General features: G+C 46.2%; 16 protein-coding genes and 4 pseudogenes. 12 read left to right on the top strand and 8 right to left on the bottom strand.

All coding sequences use genetic code 11. From position 1 onward, the window contains the following. Positions 1-254: 254 nt before the first annotated feature. The gene (locus ON05_RS04415; RefSeq protein WP_010469362.1) at positions 255-1,538 is read left to right on the top strand and encodes an MFS transporter; all 1,284 of its coding nucleotides are present in this window, start codon (positions 255-257) and stop codon (positions 1,536-1,538) included. Positions 1,539-1,625: 87 nt separating this feature from the next. Then, a complete protein-coding gene (mgsA, locus tag ON05_RS04420) occupies positions 1,626-2,933 on the top strand; it encodes a methylglyoxal synthase (protein ID WP_010469354.1) in 1,308 nt (435 codons plus the stop codon). A gap of 21 nt (positions 2,934-2,954) precedes the next feature. Here mgsA and ON05_RS04425 read toward each other — a convergent pair whose 3' ends face one another. After that, entirely contained in the window at positions 2,955-3,293 is a 339-nt protein-coding gene (locus ON05_RS04425) for a hypothetical protein (protein WP_139025604.1), read from the bottom strand. 178 nt (positions 3,294-3,471) lie between these two features. On the opposite strand from ON05_RS04425, the pseudogene ON05_RS38400 reads away from it, so the two are divergent. The 3 genes and pseudogenes from ON05_RS38400 (at position 3,472) to ON05_RS04455 (ending at position 7,363) form a co-directional block, all read left to right on the top strand. Continuing rightward, positions 3,472-4,860: pseudogene (locus ON05_RS38400) on the top strand (ISKra4 family transposase). A 399-nt stretch (positions 4,861-5,259) separates the two neighbouring features. Further along, the gene (locus ON05_RS04450) at positions 5,260-5,901 is read left to right on the top strand and encodes a Uma2 family endonuclease (RefSeq protein ID WP_010470300.1); all 642 of its coding nucleotides are present in this window, start codon (positions 5,260-5,262) and stop codon (positions 5,899-5,901) included. A gap of 79 nt (positions 5,902-5,980) precedes the next feature. Beyond that, on the top strand, positions 5,981-7,363 hold the full coding sequence (locus ON05_RS04455; protein WP_010470303.1) for an MFS transporter: 1,383 nt from the start codon (positions 5,981-5,983) through the stop codon (positions 7,361-7,363). Positions 7,364-7,456: 93 nt separating this feature from the next. Here ON05_RS04455 and ON05_RS04460 read toward each other — a convergent pair whose 3' ends face one another. Beyond that, positions 7,457-7,603, bottom strand: a complete 147-nt coding sequence (locus ON05_RS04460; protein WP_262561203.1) for a hypothetical protein — start codon at positions 7,601-7,603, stop codon at positions 7,457-7,459. Between the two features lie 112 nt (positions 7,604-7,715). Continuing rightward, a complete protein-coding gene (locus tag ON05_RS04465) occupies positions 7,716-8,057 on the bottom strand; it encodes a DUF952 domain-containing protein (protein WP_010470306.1) in 342 nt (113 codons plus the stop codon). A gap of 265 nt (positions 8,058-8,322) precedes the next feature. On the opposite strand from ON05_RS04465, the gene ON05_RS04470 reads away from it, so the two are divergent. After that, positions 8,323-8,883 carry a hypothetical protein gene (locus tag ON05_RS04470; RefSeq protein ID WP_236618863.1) on the top strand — a complete coding sequence of 187 codons (561 nt, stop codon included), beginning with the start codon at positions 8,323-8,325 and terminating at the stop codon, positions 8,881-8,883. 67 nt (positions 8,884-8,950) lie between these two features. Here ON05_RS04470 and ON05_RS04475 read toward each other — a convergent pair whose 3' ends face one another. Together ON05_RS04475 and ON05_RS04480 are read right to left on the bottom strand one after the other, a co-directional pair. Next, a complete protein-coding gene (locus ON05_RS04475; protein ID WP_039779159.1) occupies positions 8,951-9,409 on the bottom strand; it encodes an NUDIX hydrolase in 459 nt (152 codons plus the stop codon). Between the two features lie 54 nt (positions 9,410-9,463). Next, positions 9,464-10,577: pseudogene (locus ON05_RS04480) on the bottom strand (IS630 family transposase). A 266-nt stretch (positions 10,578-10,843) separates the two neighbouring features. Between ON05_RS04480 and ON05_RS04485 the strand changes: the two are divergent. Then, positions 10,844-11,764 carry a glycerophosphodiester phosphodiesterase family protein gene (locus tag ON05_RS04485; RefSeq protein ID WP_262561204.1) on the top strand — a complete coding sequence of 307 codons (921 nt, stop codon included), beginning with the start codon at positions 10,844-10,846 and terminating at the stop codon, positions 11,762-11,764. Between the two features lie 27 nt (positions 11,765-11,791). Here the strand turns inward: ON05_RS04485 and ON05_RS04490 are convergent. Next, a pseudogene (locus tag ON05_RS04490) lies at positions 11,792-13,319 on the bottom strand (IS5 family transposase). A gap of 304 nt (positions 13,320-13,623) precedes the next feature. Between ON05_RS04490 and ON05_RS04495 the strand changes: the two are divergent. After that, positions 13,624-14,436, top strand: a complete 813-nt coding sequence (locus tag ON05_RS04495; RefSeq protein WP_010482399.1) for an ATP-grasp domain-containing protein — start codon at positions 13,624-13,626, stop codon at positions 14,434-14,436. Between the two features lie 26 nt (positions 14,437-14,462). Continuing rightward, complete coding sequence (locus ON05_RS04500; protein WP_010482401.1) at positions 14,463-14,987, top strand: GNAT family N-acetyltransferase; 525 nt, start codon at positions 14,463-14,465, stop codon at positions 14,985-14,987. Between the two features lie 110 nt (positions 14,988-15,097). Here the strand turns inward: ON05_RS04500 and infC are convergent, their stop codons facing one another. Beyond that, positions 15,098-15,592: a translation initiation factor IF-3 gene (gene infC, locus ON05_RS04505; RefSeq protein ID WP_085945279.1), complete on the bottom strand. Its 495-nt coding sequence runs from the start codon at positions 15,590-15,592 to the stop codon at positions 15,098-15,100. 257 nt (positions 15,593-15,849) lie between these two features. Between infC and ON05_RS04510 the strand changes: the two are divergent. Further along, positions 15,850-16,845 (top strand): annotated as a pseudogene (locus ON05_RS04510) (IS630 family transposase). A gap of 112 nt (positions 16,846-16,957) precedes the next feature. Here the strand turns inward: ON05_RS04510 and ON05_RS04515 are convergent. Further along, positions 16,958-17,560: a TetR/AcrR family transcriptional regulator gene (locus ON05_RS04515; protein ID WP_262561205.1), complete on the bottom strand. Its 603-nt coding sequence runs from the start codon at positions 17,558-17,560 to the stop codon at positions 16,958-16,960. A 181-nt stretch (positions 17,561-17,741) separates the two neighbouring features. On the opposite strand from ON05_RS04515, the gene ON05_RS04520 reads away from it, so the two are divergent. After that, the gene (locus ON05_RS04520; protein WP_010474588.1) at positions 17,742-18,206 is read left to right on the top strand and encodes an ester cyclase; all 465 of its coding nucleotides are present in this window, start codon (positions 17,742-17,744) and stop codon (positions 18,204-18,206) included. A gap of 98 nt (positions 18,207-18,304) precedes the next feature. Continuing rightward, positions 18,305-18,931 carry a GNAT family N-acetyltransferase gene (locus ON05_RS04525; protein ID WP_010474587.1) on the top strand — a complete coding sequence of 209 codons (627 nt, stop codon included), beginning with the start codon at positions 18,305-18,307 and terminating at the stop codon, positions 18,929-18,931. Positions 18,932-18,953: the final 22 nt, after the last annotated feature.

Below are 18,953 nucleotides of genomic sequence, written 5' to 3' on the forward strand. Positions count from 1 at the left end.
ATGAGCAAAAGCCTCACCATTAAACGCAGACATTTGTTCATTACTGATAAACTTACAAAGTTCTTACCCAACCTAATGATAGTAACAGGTTTTTATTTAAAGAATATAGACTCTAACCAGAAGAGAGAATATCTTGCAGGTGCAATAATAATTATATAAATTCAAAAATCAATCAATAAATTTATTTTATGAGTAAATGAATAGTGGCATGAGGTCTATTTCTAGAGGAAGCATGAGAAAAAAGCGAGAAGAAGATGCAAGATAAAACCCCTGAAGCGATATCTCTAGCCTTGATTAATGCAATAAAAAATACAACTATATTCTTTTTTTTATTAGGAATATTTTTAATTGCATTTTTAATTGTATTTTTATTTGTAGCCAAGGAAAGTGAACTTGCTTTATTTATATTATTTGCTTGTATTTTTCTTGCAGGAATTTGTGCAATTATATTTGCACTATATTCAACATTACAGAGAAAGGAGAATCGCTCACGAGACACTGCAACCTCTTTACAGGCTGTTCTTGTGCCTGTATGGATTGGAATTTTATTAGTATTCATTTTCTCTTCATCTACTTTCTTCAATAAGGATTTAAGCAATCAGGCCAGTCAAAAAGCCATAAATAATTCATCAAGTGAAACAGTCCTAAGTAGCCAAAACAATCTAACAAAAAGGGATAGCAAACAAAATCCACTAAAAACTCTTAGTATTACACTTTCTATTGGTGGATCTTCATTAGTATTTGGCTCTTTTTTTGGCATTCTTTTTGGGATCCCAAGATCGGCTCAAAGAAGATCTGAACGCAATGAATTTGTATTATTAAGCGATAAAAATACAAATGAAGATAAAAAGCAGAAAAATGGCTTAGATACATCCAAAACTTCAAGCACAAATAGATATTCAGATAACACTAATATTGAGGAAATATCTGACTGGCTGACTAAGATTATAATTGGTATCGGCCTAGTTCAGCTAAGAACTATTCCCGACATATTGAGAAGTCTAACAAATTCTCTAAATAAAGTGTTAGGAGATGGAAATGGTATTTTTGGCATATCCATAATCCTTCTGTTATCAATCTCTGGTTTCTTTATTGGCTACCTTTGTTCAAGACTATTTCTTCCAGGCGCATTTACTCGAACATTGCTCCATCAGTTAGACCAAAAGCAATCAGAATTAGATCAAAAGCAGTCAGACATAAGTGAAATTATTAATGAGCGAGATAGCTATGATTATTTGGTTCAAACTCTACTTGCCAAATTCGAGGAAGAAAATTTAAGTGATAAGGTTTTCAAAAGCATAGATATTTTGTTAAAAAATGACGATGGTACCAATAAAAAGCTTGATCATATTTGTGGCGGACAACGAAGCCTAAAAGGTTTTCTAAGGGGAAGTGATGAGCATAGACAACTCCGTAAACTACGCTCCAACAACTTAATTAGGCCTAAAGAAGGCCATAGCTGGCAAGCAAACAAGGAGATACAACTGACTTCTCTCGGGAAGGCATACTGTGAATATAAAAAAGCAAATAAGAGTTAATTTTTAAATAGAATCTAAAGCTGTCAATCATAATAGAACAACGTATGATCAACAAAAGGAAAAGGCTTTTTAGGATGAGGCAATTGCATGGCAGCCACGATCGCATTGATCGCCCACGATCGCAAAAAAGATCAAATCGTTGAATTTGCCAAGCAATACCAACCCGTTCTCTGTCGATATCGCATTATCGCCACCGGCACGACCGGACAGCGGATCAAAGACGCCACCAGCCTAGAGATCGAGAGAATGCTGTCGGGACCGATGGGAGGAGATGCCCAAATTTCTACCCAGGTGGCAGAAGGTAAAGTCACCGCCGTGATTTTCCTAGTCGATCCCCTCTATGCCCAACCCCATGAACCCGATATTCAAGCCCTTCAACGGATTTGCGCTGTTTATGATGTGCCCCTTGCCATTAATGTCGCCACTGCATCGGCCATTTTGGAGCAACTTCGCCGTACCCGAGTCGCCCACCTAATTTTTAATCCTGTATCAGGACAAGGCAATGCCGACCATGATTTAACCTTAATCGAAGAACTCCTTAGTCCAGCCATGGAATTGGTTGTGCATTTGACCACTCCAGATACCCATCCCAGCGAGTTGGTAGATGATGCGATTTCAGCTCAAGCCGATCTGATTCTGGCTTCTGGGGGTGATGGCACGATCTCCGCTGTGGCAGGGGCATTGATCGGCACCGATATTCCTCTTGGGGTGATTCCCCGAGGCACAGCCAACGCTTTCGCCGCTGCTCTCAATATTTCTCAGGGATTTATGCCGATTCGAAGTGCCTGCAACATTATTGTCCAAGGTAAGACTTGGGTCGTCGACGTGGCTAAGTGTAACGATCAGCCGATGATTCTGTTGGCGGGGATTGGTCTAGAAGCGGAAGTGATTGAACGAGCGGACCGAGAAGCCAAAAACCGCTGGGGGGCCTTCGCCTACATTATGGAAGGGATTAAGCAGTTCAATCAGCAGGAGCTTTTTGAAACGGAGATTGAAGTCGAGGGTGTGATCAAAACCTTTCAGGCTGGTGCTGTTACGATTGCCAATGCCGCACCCCCGACTTCGGTGATGGCCCAAGGAGCAGGGATCGTCGATGCCAGTGATGGACTGTTAGATATCACCATTGGTGCCCCCCAAACAGACTTGGAAGCGGTCGGGGCGATGGTGAACTTAGTGGGGGCTGCCTTGATGCGCCACCCCACCAATCGGGAAGACATCATCAATCTACAAACCCGTCGAGTCAAAGTGAAAACCCACCCACCCCAAAAGGTTGTCGTAGATGGGGAAATGGTGGGAACCACCCCCATTGAAGTGGAATGTATTCCTCGGGGGTTGATTGTGTTTGCACCTGAGTCAGCAGATTTACACCAGGAAGCCCCTGAATCTGAGGCTTAATTGAATTAAAAGGCATACAGGCTAACGGAAAAACCCTTTATCGTCATGATGGAACTTATGCTCGTGATGGTCATGGTGCTTATCGTGGTGCTTTTTCTGCAATACTTTGAACTTCTTGAAGCCAAAATTAGGGGAGCGACGGAAGCGGCGAAAACGACGACGGCCATGATGACGACGGAAACGACGACGACCGTGAAATCCGTGGCGACGGTGACCGAATTTTCTAAATTTTACAGAAACCACTTCCGGCTCCTGTTGATCGGTGAATAAACCAATCTCCGCAGCTGTTGCTTCGCTGATACCAACCGTGAGAACGGATAAGCTGAGTAATGCGGTGGATAGTATACGTTTCGGAGTCATCTTTCGTGCCTCGCTTTTCATTAATCTCAATCTAAAGCGGGAATCTGAGAAGAAGCTGATGAGTCTCTGAGGTGAGGTGATCAGATTGCTGAGGGCGTAAGCACAGAATCGGGGATGTATGGCTCAAAGAAAAACGGGTCAAGGACAATAGATCCTGTACCCGAATCAAAAACTTGTCATGAGCCTAACATCGCAATTGCCAACCGTACTAGAGCATCACGAATTTCTAGAACAGGTCGAAGCACTTAAAGAAGCACCCAGCCTGAGTCAGATGGTTTATATCGTTCTGCAAATGGGTTTGTTTTTGGCTCGCTGGCTTCTGGAGGATGAACTCTCACGGCGAGCAAAACAGTATTGGAATGGCCGAGGTGTCCCACTTGCGGAACCCGCTTGCACTCGAAGGGATGGGAATCTCGTCAGATGCAGACACTGGTGGGAAATATTGCCTGAAAGCGACGGGTGGGTCGTTGTCCCCACAGGTGTCCAGGTAGTCTATCCGCTCCTTTGGATCAATCCATTGGGATTACCTCCTATCAGCACAGCAGTGAAGAATTGGTTCGTCTAGGCTGCTTGTTAAGTCTATTTATGCCCTATGAACTGGCCAGTTGGATGCTGAGTCAGTGGAGTGGTTTATCCGTCAGCTCATCAAGCTTGTGGAGTTGGGTGCAAGTCATGGGCAACAAAGCTTATCAGGAGCTAGAGACTCAACTCAAAGCTCAAGCCTCAGGTGACCAGACTCCTTGTGAAGCGATTTCAGAGGTGTTGTCTGCTCTACCTTTGGCCATTGCTGCTGACGGTGTGATGGTGCCCTTTCGCCCCACCCCGAAAACCCCCAAGGGAAAATCCAGTGGCGAGAAGTCAAAGTTGCTATCTTAGCCCGCCTAGGAACACGGGGCACCCGAGCACAAAAGCGTGTCCCCCAACTACTACGTCGAAGACTGGTGGCAGTATTGGGCGATATCGACCAGTTCATCCCCTTACTGCACCTCGAAGCCCGCAAACAAGACTTTGAATCGGCCCCAAGCGTCATCTGGTTGAGTGATGGGGGCGAGGCTTCTGGCGAGTCTACCGCACCTTGTTCTCTCACTGTGCTGTGGCAGTTCTCGATTTCTTTCATGCAGCAGGCCATCTTGCACGAGCAACAAAAGCGATGTTTGGGGATGCTCGCTCTGCTCAAGCCCAAGCCTGGTTTCGGCGCTGGCGACACCAATTGCGACATGGGCAACACCTATTAGTATTGCGGTCCTTGACGATGTTGATTCACTCACAATTGTTTACGGGCAAATCTTTTACGACGTTGCTCCAGGTACAGGCTTATTTCCAGCGCCATCTGCGACACATCCAATATCGCCACTTTGAACAACTACAGATACCGCTGGGGTCAGGAATGGTCGAAAGTGCTTGTAAGTGGCTGATTCAACAGCGCTTTAAGGGGGTTGGTATGCGCTGGAGTGAGGATGGTTTCAATCATCTACTCATGCTGCGGCTTGCCTGGGTCAATCAACGGTTTGACTCCCTATTCCCAGGGGTAACCATTCCGAAGTCTAAGGCATCCCCGATCCATTAGCTACGCCCGATTGCTGAAGATTATCAGCATTTCAAAGCGGAATCAGTATGAATGGTGGGGGAGTCTTGAATATTGGATGGTGGATTCGGTGTTGATGCAGGGAATAGTGTTGTTTTTATACAGCAGCGGGTTACCCATAAATCGTTTTTTGGAGAATAAGCAGGTATCCTCTCCCAGGTCTGCAGATTGTGAAGTTAATGGTCGCTGAAATATTGGCGGTGTAAAGCCAGCATCAACTGCAGAGGGTGAGGGCATGGGTACTACCGCAGATTGTGAAGATGATGGTTGCTGAAATATTGGCGGTGTAAAGCCAGCATCAACTACAGAGGGTGAGGGCATGGGAACTACCGAAGTTATTGGGACAGCTATACTAGAGGCACCTCTAACAGCAACTTCCCTATGGTTACGCTTCAGCTTCGCCAATTGGTGGTAAATCCAGGTCAACGAATTGAGCTGCAAGGGATCAATTGGAATGAGTTTGAAGCAATTCTGGCAGAACTTGGGGATCGGCGCGCATCTCGAATTGCCTATAGTAATGGAGTTTTAGAACTAAGGATGCCTTCCCCTGAGCATGAGGTTGATAAAGAGCTCATCGGAGATATGATCAAAATTCTCCTGGAAGAACTCGATATCAATAATGAATGTTTTGGTTCAACGACGTTCAAGCGTCAGGATATCGCTAAGGGGGTTGAGCCTGATCAGTGTTTTTATATTGAGAATTACGCTGTGATGATCGGAAAACGTCGACTTGATTTGAGTGCTGATCCGCCACCTGATTTGGCAATAGAAGTGGATGTTACCTCTAAAACTGGATTGGAGGCTTACCAATCCTTAGGAGTCCCTGAGCTGTGGCGCATGGAGGAGGGGAAATTACGGATTAGTGTACTGCGGGATGGGCAGTATCAGGAGGCAAGCTTTAGTCCTCACTTCCCTAAATTTCCCATTGTTGATGGAATATCTGAGTTTTTGCGTCGAAGTCAAACGGAAGGGCGCAGTCAAACACTGAAGGCATTTCGACAATGGGTTCAAGAATGGAGCTAGAAAGCTACTCCATAAGGGATTAGAGGGTGCTAATTCGTTAAGCTGAAGACTCTGCCCCCATTGTCTCCCTAGGTTTTGCATGAGATTGCGAACTCAATTTTTTAAGCAACGAACTAATCAAAATCCGCCACAGATCCATCCGCTTCTTCGCCCCCACTGGCCCTTTGACCCCGGTAAGCTGCCTTTCTTTTATGGCTGGGCGATTTTAGCGGCCTGCACCATCGGCATCATCATGAGTATCCCAGGTCAAACCATGGGGGTAAGTGTCTTTACGGATTACTTAATTCAGGCAACGGGGGTATCGCGGCTGCAGCTCAGCAATGCCTATCTGATTGGCACAGTAACCAGCGGCTTGCTGCTGCCCTTTGGGGGCGTCTTTCTCGATCGGTTTGGAACGCGCCTGTCAGTGGTGTTGGCTTCGGTGTGGCTGGGACTGACATTGGGATATATGAGCGTGTGCGATCGCATCGCCGTATCCCTCAGTCAAACATTGAACTTACCCACCTCCAGCTATGTGGCCTTCGGCTTGCTAGTACTGGGCTTCACCAGCCTGCGATTCAGCGGTCAAGGCATGCTCACCATGTCCAGTCGCAACACACTGGGAAAATGGTTTGATAAACGACGGGGACTGGCTTCTGGCATTGCCGGGGTGTTTATCTCTTTTGGGTTCGCCGCGACCCCCTCTATCGTCAACGCTTGGATTGAAGCCACCACCTGGCGGTGGGCCTGGGTCAGTATGGGGCTCATCGTAAGCATAGGCATGGGCAGCTTAGGCTGGATCTTCTATCGCGATAACCCTGAAGAATGTGGCCTGCAGATGGATGGCAAAACTCCATCTGCAGTCTCAAATCAATCCCCGACCGATCCAGGCGCTGATTTCACTCGGGGTGAGGCCCTTCGTACGCCAGCTTTCTGGGCCGTCACCTTAGCACTGTCCTGCCAAGCATTAGCAATCACAGGGATTACCTTTCATATCGTTGATCTGGGGGCAGAAGTCGGGTTAACCAAGGCCGAAGCAGTGGCCTTATTTATACCAATGGCATTGGTCTCGACCATTATGGGGTCTTTGATGGGGTTTGCCGCCGATCGAATTCGGCTGCAATTTTTGTTTATGGGCATGATGACGGCCCTGGGTATTGGAATTGCCAGTATGGCCAATTTAGATATTGTGGCTTTACGCGGACTGGCAATTGCTGGGTTAGGCAGTAGCGGAGGGTGTTTCGGCACCTTATCTGCTGTGGCATTACCCCGTTTCTTTGGCCGAACTCATTTGGGTGCCATTTCAGGGGTACAGATGATGAGTATCGTCTTTGCTAGTGCAATTGGTCCTTCTTGGATGGCATTATTCAAGGACATTGCGGGGTCCTATCAAATGGGCCTCTATTGCTTCTGCATTTTTCCACCCATTATTCTGCTGCTGAATTGGGTCGCCCCCAATCCACAATTACGGCTGCACTCATAACCGCCTATTCAGGTTTGAATCCGCCACTATGGAGTCTGAAGAATTAAAGTTTGCCATCAAACGACGTCTATACAAGCGAAAACGTGACGTAGGTCATACCATCCCTCCGTCTTTAGCGGCTTTTTTCAAAGACTGCCCCATTTGCTCTGGACGAGGAAAAGTATGTACAGAATGGGAAGATGATGGCATCCCAGTTGCCTCATTAGAGACCTGCTCGTTTTGTGATGGCGATGGTTTCATCCACACATCACCTTCATAATTTGCAGAATGCTCAATCGTATTTACCCTTTTTCTGTAGCCAAACCTCAATTACCGAAGTCTAAAAAAATCCCTGAACAGACTTCGGCAACAGCTAATTTCCTAAATTTGTGGGTAACGCAAATGTTCCTGCTGCATCCGGCTTAAAGGGAAACACCGTTTGGACTGCAGCAAGAGGTATGCTGCCATAAACATGAGGATACTGCTCTTCTCCCCCCTCACAATTTTCATATCGCAATTCTGCCTCTAATCGTTGAGGATTGATGGCTAGTAGAACAAGATCCTGGCGGTTCTGAAACAGGCGATGGGCAACTTCTAAAACTTGATGCTGATCAGAGCAATGTATAAAGCCTTCCATTGCAAGGGATGAGGCTTTGTAAGCCCCCGAGGATTGGGCAGCCGTCCAATCAGTTTCTTGAGCAATATGAAAAATCATAATTTTGAGCCTAACATCCGTTCTAAAAGGGTTTATCACATCCAATGTCAGGATGGAGTCGCTATCCCACCCAGTTAATCGATATCCATTTCAGAATGAATCTTTCAATATTCCTACCTTAAAGCCCTAGATTCACTCTGTTCAAAAGATCTGATTAGTCTTTGGAAAAATGATAGATTTTCCGCAATCAAACCGGATTGACCCAGTTCAGACAACAGTCCATGATAGTAGTGGCATTTGGTTTCTTGGAGCGGAGATATCTTTGATGAGTAAAAACCCATTTAAAGAACAATTTGACAAATGGTGGAGCTTAGTCACAGCTAAAGAGACTTGGGACCAATTCAAGCAGTTCTTCCTTCTTCTATGGGAGATCGGCAAAGAGACCTTTTTAATGATTGGCTACGTCCTTTTCTTAGTTGTAGCTGCAATAGGCTGGCTTGGAGATCGTGTAGACGATATATCCGACAGTGTGAAATCTTTTCAAAACAAAGCTAGCGAGACCGAAGACGGCAATCTTGTAGCTGAAGCTGGGAAATCCTTGTTGTTAGCGACAAAGAAAGGGGCAGATAAAACCCTAGAGACAGCCAGAACCACCCTAGATATAAAAGTACCGGAAAAAAAAACTAAAGAGCCAGTAGCAGCCAAACCTGCAAGTAAGCCTGCTGCTGCACCGGCCCCAGCATCGGCTCCCAAAGCAGAAACCCCTGCTCCAGCGCCAGCCTCTACCCCGGCTCCAGCCCCAGCTAGCGAACCCAGTGCAGCTGAAGCTAGCAAGCCTGAAGGTTCAGGAGAAGAGGAAACTGTGCGAGTCGACGATCCTCAATAGTTTTTAAAAATCCTTTTTACATATCTAGATAAAACAAATAATCCTCTACTGACTGACCAGTGGAGGATTATTTTTGAGATTCATGCTGATTATTTTGGAATGCCATAAAGTCCAGCAAAATTTTCTGATGGGGATAGGCTAAAGGAAATATACCTTGGGCTTTTTGTGAATATCGCTTGCTATCTTGAATTTGTTGAGGAGAAAAGAATCCCCAATCCCACCCTTCCATAAGTTCCAAGTCAGAGAGGGAAACTGTAAGCGGCGCATAGTATACATGACGGACGACACCTGGATCGGGGTAGAGATTAAATAGCTGAATATTAGAAGTCTGAAAACCTAGTTCTTCCATTAACTCTCGATGAATGGCATCGTCGGGATGTTCACCCGGATCGCAATGCCCACCAAAAAATCCCCAATGCCCTGGATAGGCAATCCCTGGGATATCATCCCGAAGCTGCATTAAGTACTGATTTTGCTGATACAGGATTGCGATCGCAACAGCATGGGCATTGTCTTCAGAACTCATGGGCACAGACTTCTCCTGCATAATCCCTGAAATCCTAGTGCTTCACCACAGTGATTATGACAGGGTAGTTTGGGGATAGAGTCGGCTGAGTTTAGTTCGTGCATCATCCACTGTAAATAACCAATTAACCGTCGTTTTATCTCGGTTACGCCTTTGTTCCCATGCGGTGACCTCATGCCGGAGTTTTTCAATATCAGGAATTCGTCGATTTAAGCACTGCCTAGAAAGAGCCGAAAACTCAAACTCAACCATATTGAGCCAACTGCCATGTTTTGGAGTGTAGTGAAACTGGATGCGACTGAGAATCCTCAAAGCTTCATCAGGTTTGAAGGTTTGTAGAGTGCAGCGGGAGTATGGGTGTTGAGATTGTCTAAGACAACGTGCACTTGTTGAGCATCAGGAAACAGACCATCTACTAGATACTGCATGCACACCCCAAAGTCCTCACTTTTTCGATGCTCAGTCACCTTCAAATGTCGCCAACTTTTAAGCGGTTGAAAAAGCCAAATATATTACAAGTGCCCTTGCGCTCATATTCATGGTCGTAGCGTTGGGGACGACCGGGCTTTGGTGGACGGGGCACCCGGGTTTCGCCAATCAGTTGGCAAGGCCGTTCATCAAAACAAACAACAGGCTCCTCAGGATGGTAGGGTTGGGCATACAAATCTAGAACGTTCTCCATCCGCCAAACAAAGTCTGCGCCTACAGTAGAAAAACACCACTGCTCTTTTAGCCACGGCTTAAGCTGTTTTTTCGAGCGTGCGTCGCACCGTTTCATCCGATAGGCTTTCGACGACGTTGAGTTCAACTAGCCGTTCTGCCAATAGCTGCATGGTCCACCGGCAACAACCGGTAGGTGGGTCGCTACAAGCTGTCGCAATGAGCAAGGCCTCTGCTTTGCTATCGAGCTTCTTTTGCCCCCCTGGCCTGGGACGCTCATTGAGGGCGAACTCCACACCACCTTCCACAAATTTCTGGCGAGTACGATGCACGGTAGAGATGCCTGCATTGAGCATTTGAGTAATGGTGTCGTCTTTGTGTCCCTTATCTGCCAACATCAAATCTGGGCTCGTTTCATTTTTCGCGCTGACAAGGTTCCACGTCGGGTGAGTTGCATCAGCTCACTGCGTTCTTCAGGCGTTAGCGTCACAATATATTTATCAGGCATGATTGGTTGGCTAAAAACAGCTAGATTGTTTCTAGCTTACCTATCTAATTCAGTGTGGTCGAGCACTAGCTTAAAGCGGCAAACAACACAGGCATCCAGCCATACCAATCTCTAAATCTTCATCGTCAATTTTCAAACAGAACCTGGAACCAATCTGCCGTGGCCTTCGAAGGCTGTTGTTAGGTGTCCCATCCATTTCCCAATGCCCTGGATAGCAGCCCCCTGAGCAAGCTGGGTTGCAGCCCATTTCTTACCGGAAAAAATCTATGCGACACCCCGCTAACCCTCACCCGCATCGGAAGTTTTGGTACAGACTCCACAAAATCTTCCTCTTTATCCTGGCTAGCGTCACTACTTTCATACTGGTGCTTGCCCTTTATCTATTTTGGCCTCGGCCCCTCTCGCCTTATGCTGAATCCTTTACCCTGATTGCTCATCGAGGAGTGAGTCAAACTTTTCCTTTGGACAATCTGGAGAATGATACTTGTACAGCAGAAATCATTTATCCGCCTACGCATCCTTATCTAGAAAACACCATTCTTTCGATTCAGGCAGCCTTTGATTATGGCGCAGACATAGTCGAAATTGACGTTCACCCCACCACAGACAATCAGTTAGCCGTTTTTCATGACTGGACAGTTGACTGTCGCACCAATAATCAAGGCATTACCCATGAACAAAATATGGCCACCCTCAAACAGCTCGATATTGGCTACGGTTATACTGCTGACGGGGGCCAAACCTTCCCATTTCGGGGAAAGGGAATTGGCTTAATGCCCACCTTTAATGAAGTGATGGAGGCATTTCCCGATCGCCGATTTTTAGTAGACCAAAAAGATACCTTTGAGAAAACGGTCAAGCTTTTGGCTGAGTCCTTGCTAAAACATTCACCTCAACAGCGTCGCAATATTCATCTTTTTTCGACTGAAAACAGATATGCGATCGCAAAAGCAACCGTCCCAGAACTGCAGAAGTTATTCCCCACCCGCAAGGAAGCCAAAGCCTGCATACCTCAATATCTATCCATGGTATTTTCAGGTGAAATCTCCAAAGTCTGTGGACAGTATGCCTTAGGAATCCCTAGCAAATTGCTGCCCTATGTTCCGGGTTGGCCGGGGCTATTGTTAACCAGGGCTCAAGAAGCCAACTTGAAGGTCTATGTAGGGTTTGCTGAAAAAGTAAATTGAGCTAATTCCTGGCATCAAATCGTACAATCAACCCAGTTGTGACGGCCAGGGCCATATTCCTTCACTGGCCCTAGAAAAGCCCCAAGGCAGCCCTGGCAGCTCCATAACGCTTTCCAACACCAGCAATCCCACCCAAAAATGAATGATAAAAGGTGGCGGAGCCACCGCTCTAGATTCATCACCAAGAACGTGATAGCAATCGCACTAGCAGCCGTATCCGCTAACTTCGCCATCACTCGATTCAAGCCAAATCTTCGCTTGGCCTGCCCAAACTTGCCCTCAATTTGGACTCTCACCTTTTCGTCCTCCCGTGCTTGTTGCTTGAGTTGGCCCTGCACCTGGGGGTCTTGTTGAGGTCTTCCTAACGGTGGTCCACTCAATCGGATACCTCGAGCTTTACACCATCGTCGATTAGCTCGGGTTCGATAGATTTGGTCGGCATGGACTGAGAGAGGATAATGGCCAAAGCGACGATGAAAAGCTTCCACTTGATATTGAAGATGCTGGGATTCATTGAACGCATCCCAGCTTAAACGTTCCAGAAACACACATCCGTTGACACAACTGAGGGATAGCTTGGCCCCAAACTCAACAGGTACTCCAGCTTTGCCTCGGACCATCGGTCGGACATGAGGCTGAGTGAGGCTGACAATACGGTCATCTACTCGACGCACGTGCTGTTGATACATCCACTCTTGCTGTCGAAAGACTTCATGAATCACCAGCAACAGACGGTACTGTCGCCGGGACAGTCGGGACAGAGACGCTCCTAAAGCTATCAATCCATCAATGTGGGCTAGATTCCGACGCACATAGCCCAACTGCTGACGAATCCCTTTACGAATCAGCTTGCGACTCGGTTGACGTTTCTTGGCAATGGCCAGATAAGCTTTGCGGGCCTTTTGGCGGTAGGTGCGAGGTTTGCCCTTGAGAGACAGCATGACTTGAGCATATAAAGCATCAAGGATGGCTTCACTCGCTTTGCGGGCATCATTGAGCAGATCTAAGTCTGTCGGATAGCGAATATCGGCTGGCGCACAGGTCGCGTCTATCAACAATTGGCCCTGGTTGGGAGGGGCAGGAGGCTCATCTTCGTCATCTTCAGGAGAAGGAGATGACTCAGGGACATCACAACAGGAGAACCCTCAGATGCGAGCACTGATTCCACGACTGCGTCGTTGACTTGAGTCAGCAGCTCTAGATTCAACCGTTGGCGAAAGTGAACCAGCATGGAGGCATCAAACGGAGCACTCTCTCGATATTCACTAAACCCCAGAAAGTACTGCAAGTAGGGGTTCTCTCGAATCTGTTCTACGGTCTCTGCGTCGGATACACCCAATTTCTCTTTGATGATTAAGGTCCCTAAGGCCACACGAAAGGGTTTGGCAGGTGCCCCCATGGTCTGACTGAATTGGTCTGCATATTCTGATTCAAAGCTTTCCCAGGGAATCAGCTCGGCGAGTTTGACCCAGCGATTCTCTTCTGATAGTTTGCCTCCGAAGGGCAAGTAGAAGTTTTCAAAGGACAGTTGACCGGGGGATGGACGACGATACATTGGGGTGCATGTGCAAGGGTTTTGAGTATTTTGAACGATTTTTCTTGCACTTCTCAAGGGCGCTCAACACTTGGATACACTGCAAATATTCAACCTTAGACTTTCGAAGCAAGCCCTATGTAATTGAGGTTGATACACCTGAAGCGTTTGCCCAAATCAAAGGGCTACCTTTGGATGGAATCGTGACCAACCGCATTGAGGTTATTGGCCCTATGCTAAAGCGATGAATCGAATTAATCATTTCACCGTCCTCCTCAGTTTAAATGGGGTAACTCTAGTAATCCTCCGTCAGCACTAGGCTGCCATGATTAGCTCCCTTCGGCTTGAAGATCAACTCACCATCATGACCCACAAAACGAATGTGGAGGTCTACGACTTTGACTTCGAGCTATTTTTTCAGTGCAGTCACCCCTACTACTGGCAGGATCAACATCTATGCGTACTTCGTACAGGTGCCATTTCGGATTATCAAAATAGATACGACGAATACCTATCGAAGGGGCTTCGCTTAATCAACTCACCTGAACAGCATGTTTTAGCGAGTGAACTTCCTGCCTGGTATTCCTATGTTCAAGAGTTCACACCCAGAAGTGTCTGCTTTGAGTCCTTCCCACCCTTAGAAGAAATCAGCGATATCTTTTCATTTCCCATCTTTATCAAAGGAGCCCGACAAACTAGCCAGCACAATCCTGAGCTTTCAATCATCCGCACCCCAGCAGACTATGCAAATATTTCACAGCACTACCAAAATGATCCGATTCTCCACTGGCAAAAAATCGTTTTGCGAGAATTTATAGACCTTGCTCCTGCACCAGAAAACGTCCCTGGGAAAATCCAACCCTCTCTGGAATTTCGCTCATTTTGGTGGAACGGTCACTGCGTCGGCTGGGGACAATATTGGTATCAACTCCCACCATATTCCACCCAAGGAATTGATAAGGGGCTGTCTATAGCCCAAGAAGCAGCCTCACGCCTGAAAGTTCCTTTTCTTGTGATCGATATTGCAAAAACGATAGACGGGCAATGGATCATCATCGAATGCAATGATGCTCAAGAATCTGGCTACTCCAGTATTTCGCCTCAAGTGCTTTGGAAAAATATTCTTGACCTAGTTTAAGCGTAAATCCATAGGCTAATTCACATATGTCCCTCGAATCTCAGCGACTTATCTATGAACGGGTCACCCGAAATCATGCGAAAGAATTAGAGCCTATTTTGTGCGATCCAAAAGTCTATGAACATATGGATGATGGTATTGGACCAACGAGTGATGAGTTGCTAAAAGCCTTTACACTAAGAGAGCAGGGGCCTTCTGCTCATCGGCACAATGAAACCTGGGTTGACTATATTGTTCGCGATAAAGCTTCCCAAATCGCCATTGGCAGAGTGGAAGCTACGGTAATCGAACACCGTGCCGAAGTCGCCTATATTCTAGGCACTGCATACTGGAGGCAAGGCTATGGCAGTGAAGCCTTAGTCTGGCTACAGGATTTCGTTCAGGAACAATATAGCGTGAGGGAATTTTGGGCAACCGTTACCCCTGGGAACGAAGCTTCTAAACACCTGCTGCTAAAGCATAGCTATGTTGAAATCTCTAATAAACCTTTACCCAAGCTGACCAGCTACGAAGATGGTGACTGGGTATTCTTCCGAAGGGCCTTTTGGTAGCAATGCCCAGCTACTTCCTACAGCGAGCAGAGCATTGCACTTCACAAATCGCACTCTGCCCGCTGAACTCTATTTATTATCCTGGTCTACCCTCACCCAAAGAATCAGCTTTATGAAGACGGTACAAGCTGGACAATCAACGCTCGTCGATCAAAAATTTGAACCTCACCCACCTTACTTAAATCATCGATCACTCTCTGCAGTAAATCGGTGGCGCGATCGCGATGTTGATGCTCTCGGCCTCGCAAACGGACTTGGAACTTAACGCTGTCCCCTTTCTCTAGCCATTGCAACGCCCTGCTAATGCGGACCCCATAATCAGCCTCACCCACATTAGGGCGGAGTTTGACTTCTTTGAGGGAAGGTTTAGCAGAAGATTGTTTCTGCTTTTTTTTCTGCTCGTATCGATACTTTCCAAAGTCCATAATCTTGGCAACTGGCGCATCTTCCCGCTCAGAGACGATGACCAAGTCCAGTTTAGCTTGTTGAGCAAGGGATAGAGCTTCTTGCGTATCAACAACACCTTGTTTCGTTCCGGTTTGATCAATCAGTAGGACTTTTCTTGCACGGATTTTGCCGTTAATGTTGGGTTTTTTCAGAATAATGTTGACCTCAAATTAAAAACTAACAGTGTTATACGTACTGAGATCATAACTGCTCTTACCCTCATTTGGTTCTATCTACAGGATGACTTAGGGTTAGTCATACCGTCGCTTTGTTTGATTTACCTAAGCCAGCAGGCATTGAAGTGGCCCCCACTGATTGGAAAATTTTGATGAATTAAGCAGATGGACAAAATTAATTACATAGAATTTCCAGGTTGTAAACTACCTGAGTCCTCTTTTTTACATCCATTGATTTGATGTCATTAGTCCGTCCTATCTCCACCGAAAGCTTACGCTTATTGCATCGGATTTATCACTGTAGTCGCCATCATCAGGTCAGACAACGCGCCCATTGCCTCATTTTGTCTGCCCAGGGTTGGAGTCCCTACACCTTAGCCTCCCTTTTTAGTGTGAGTCCTAAAACCGTGTACAACTGGCTTAAGGCTTGGAATAACCGTGGTTTTGCAGGACTCTATAATCGCCCAGGCCGAGGTCGAAAACCGATGTTTAATCCCGACCAACAACAGCAGATTTATGAGTGGACTCAGGCATCTCCCATCCAACTCAATCGGGTGCTAGCTCAGATTGAACAGCAGTGGTCAGTACGCGTGTCAAAGGCCACCGTTAAACGCGTCTTGAAGCAGATGGACATGAGCTGGCATCGCTTTCGCCAAGGGACATCAGGCCAGCCTTTATATGCCGACTACCTCGAAAAAACAGCAGTTAGAACATCTCAAGAAACAAGAAGAGAAGGGAGACATCCACCTATTCTTTATGGATGAGAGTGGTTTTTCGTTAGTCCCCTGTATTCCCTATGGATGGCAACCCATAGGGACTTATCTGGAAATCCCGACTCGTTCAAGTAAACGCTTGAATGTTCTGGGGTTTTGAGTCGACGACAAGGGCTATATGCTTATACATCAGAACAGACCATCACCAGTGAGGTTGTCAGTCATTGCATTGATACCTTCTTTGCTGACGTGGAGGTGCCCACCGTCATTGTGATGGATCAAGCCCCTATCCATACGAGCCAAGCAATCTATGAGATGAAGGCAGAGTGGGCCGAACGGGGAATTACCTTGTTTGAGTTGCCAAGCTATTCTCCCCATCTAAATTTGATTGAGCGTCTGTGGCAATTCATGAAATATCAGTGGATTGAAATGAGTGCCTACTGGGGGTGGTCATCTTTGGTCGAATATGTGGAAAGAGTTTTGAAAACCTACAGCGATGATTATGTAATTAATTTTAGCTAAGTGCTTATATAGTCAGTATCTGCAGAACACCCTAACTTCGGGGTTATCACCCCCTGTGCACATAGATAACAGCTATATGACCAGAGCTACGGGGTTAGGTTCTCTGTGAGTTTTATCCATTGATGTTGGACGTTAAGATAGCGTGTTGCATTTGGATTTCAGCTGATCGATTGGTTTGATTAGTCGGCACCCCAATCGTCAACTCACCCACCAAGGAGTAGTAAGCTAAACGAGCACGAACCAATGCTTCGGCTTCAGAAAATCCAATTTTTAGAAATAATGCTTTGGTGTAGTTGAGCCTTTTTTGGTCAACTTGGGCAATGAGTTCCGCCACTTTTTGATCAGTCTTGGCCCAAGCACGAATCGCATTCTCAATTCTGCCATCAGCCAAACCGGGCATAAATTCGTTATCTGCGTAGGCGAGTTCCAATAGGTACAGTAACGTCGTTTTCGGATCCGCGTCGATTTGATCGACTTGTTCAATAATGCCGTTGGTATCAAGCTCGACCCATTCAGCCAAGATGGCATCCAATAAATCATTTCGATTTTTAAAGTGCCAATAGAAGCTGCCTTTGGTCATATTCATCCGCTTTGCCAACGGCTCAATTCGGACAGCTTCCACCCCCCCTTCTGCCAGAACTATCAACCCTGCATTAATCCAGTCTTGCCGCCCAAGCTTCGCGTCGGGGCTTTTCTTTTTTTTAATTTTTTCCATACGCTGCCGTATTGACAACTTCGAAATCATAGCTTAAGTTAATCACATACGGTAGCGTATGGAGCATTTTATGCATACGACGTGGCAAAGGCGAGCGATCCAGTTTCTAGGCTGGAAAGGCTCGTTCGTCTTTGGTTTGGTTACTTGTTTTTTGTTAATGCTTAGTTTGGAGACTCTATCAATGGCTCAACCAGTAAATTCATCAACCATCAATCAAAGCTTAAGCCAAGTCAACAAGGACATTGCCCTTCAGTTAGCGAAAGAAGGCTGGGGAACACAACCCAATTGGCAACACGTTTGGGATGAGTTGATGGCTCCCAATATCGTTTATCACTTCAATAGTTCGCCGGATAAAATTGTTGGCTTAGAAGCGAATAAACAGTTCAACAAAGACCTATTTATTGGATTTCCTAAAATCAAACAAACTATCGAAAATATTGTGGCTGAAGATGACGTGGTCATTTATCGATCGACCTTAGAAGGTCAGCAGTCTGGCCCCTTTTTAGGCATGCCTGCAACCCATAACACAGTCAAGGTAAATGATTTTACAATGCTCAAAATCAAAGATGGCAAGATCACTGAGTGGTGGTATGAAACCAACTTGCTATCTGCGATGCAGCAATTGGGACTTATGCCTGCTGCTTAGTCATTGCTGCAATAAATAGACCGACAACATGCTTGGGCGATGTATTTAGGAAATTCATTGCCCAATTAACTTTCCCTCCATCTTCAGGTCAGTCAATCATGAATTCCTTGGATGTGCTCCAGTTAAAACCGTCACAGATTGTCGATGCCAGTGAAATTGCCGCAAAGGCATTTGAATCTGATCCGGTTTTTAGTTATCTAACACCCGACGATCTACACCTGCGGTTTCAGGCTTTAACTTGGTTAACGAAACGAGTAATGGCCTATTGCTCCCAGTATGAACAGATCTATACAACATCTGACTTGCAAGGGGTTGCTGCTTGGTTACCTCCTGGTGAATTCTCTAGTGAACTGCTCCAGCAATTAAAGATGGTATTGCAACTTCAGTTGTATCGATTGCCAGTGAAAGTAGGTTGGAACCGATTGGGGCGATGGCTCACTGTTCTATACCAAACTGAAATAGCTCATCAACAAGACATGGAGAATGCCCCCTGCTGGTATTTGGGGATGATGGTGGTGCATCCAGCCAAACAAGGACAAGGAGTAGGGAGTCAGCTACTGCAACCAATTTTGCGACGGGCGAGTGATGAGGGCTTACCCTGTTATGTTGTCACTTTTACAGAACAGGCAGTGCGGTTCTACCAGAAGAATGGCTTTGAAATCGCTCGCACACAAAAGTTTTCACCTAGTGCACCATCATTTTGGACACTCAAACGTCATCCGTAATCAATGATCTAGGGCCTCAATA

The sequence above is a fragment of the Acaryochloris sp. CCMEE 5410 genome, assembly GCF_000238775.2.
Taxonomy (GTDB): Bacteria; Cyanobacteriota; Cyanobacteriia; order Thermosynechococcales; family Thermosynechococcaceae; genus Acaryochloris.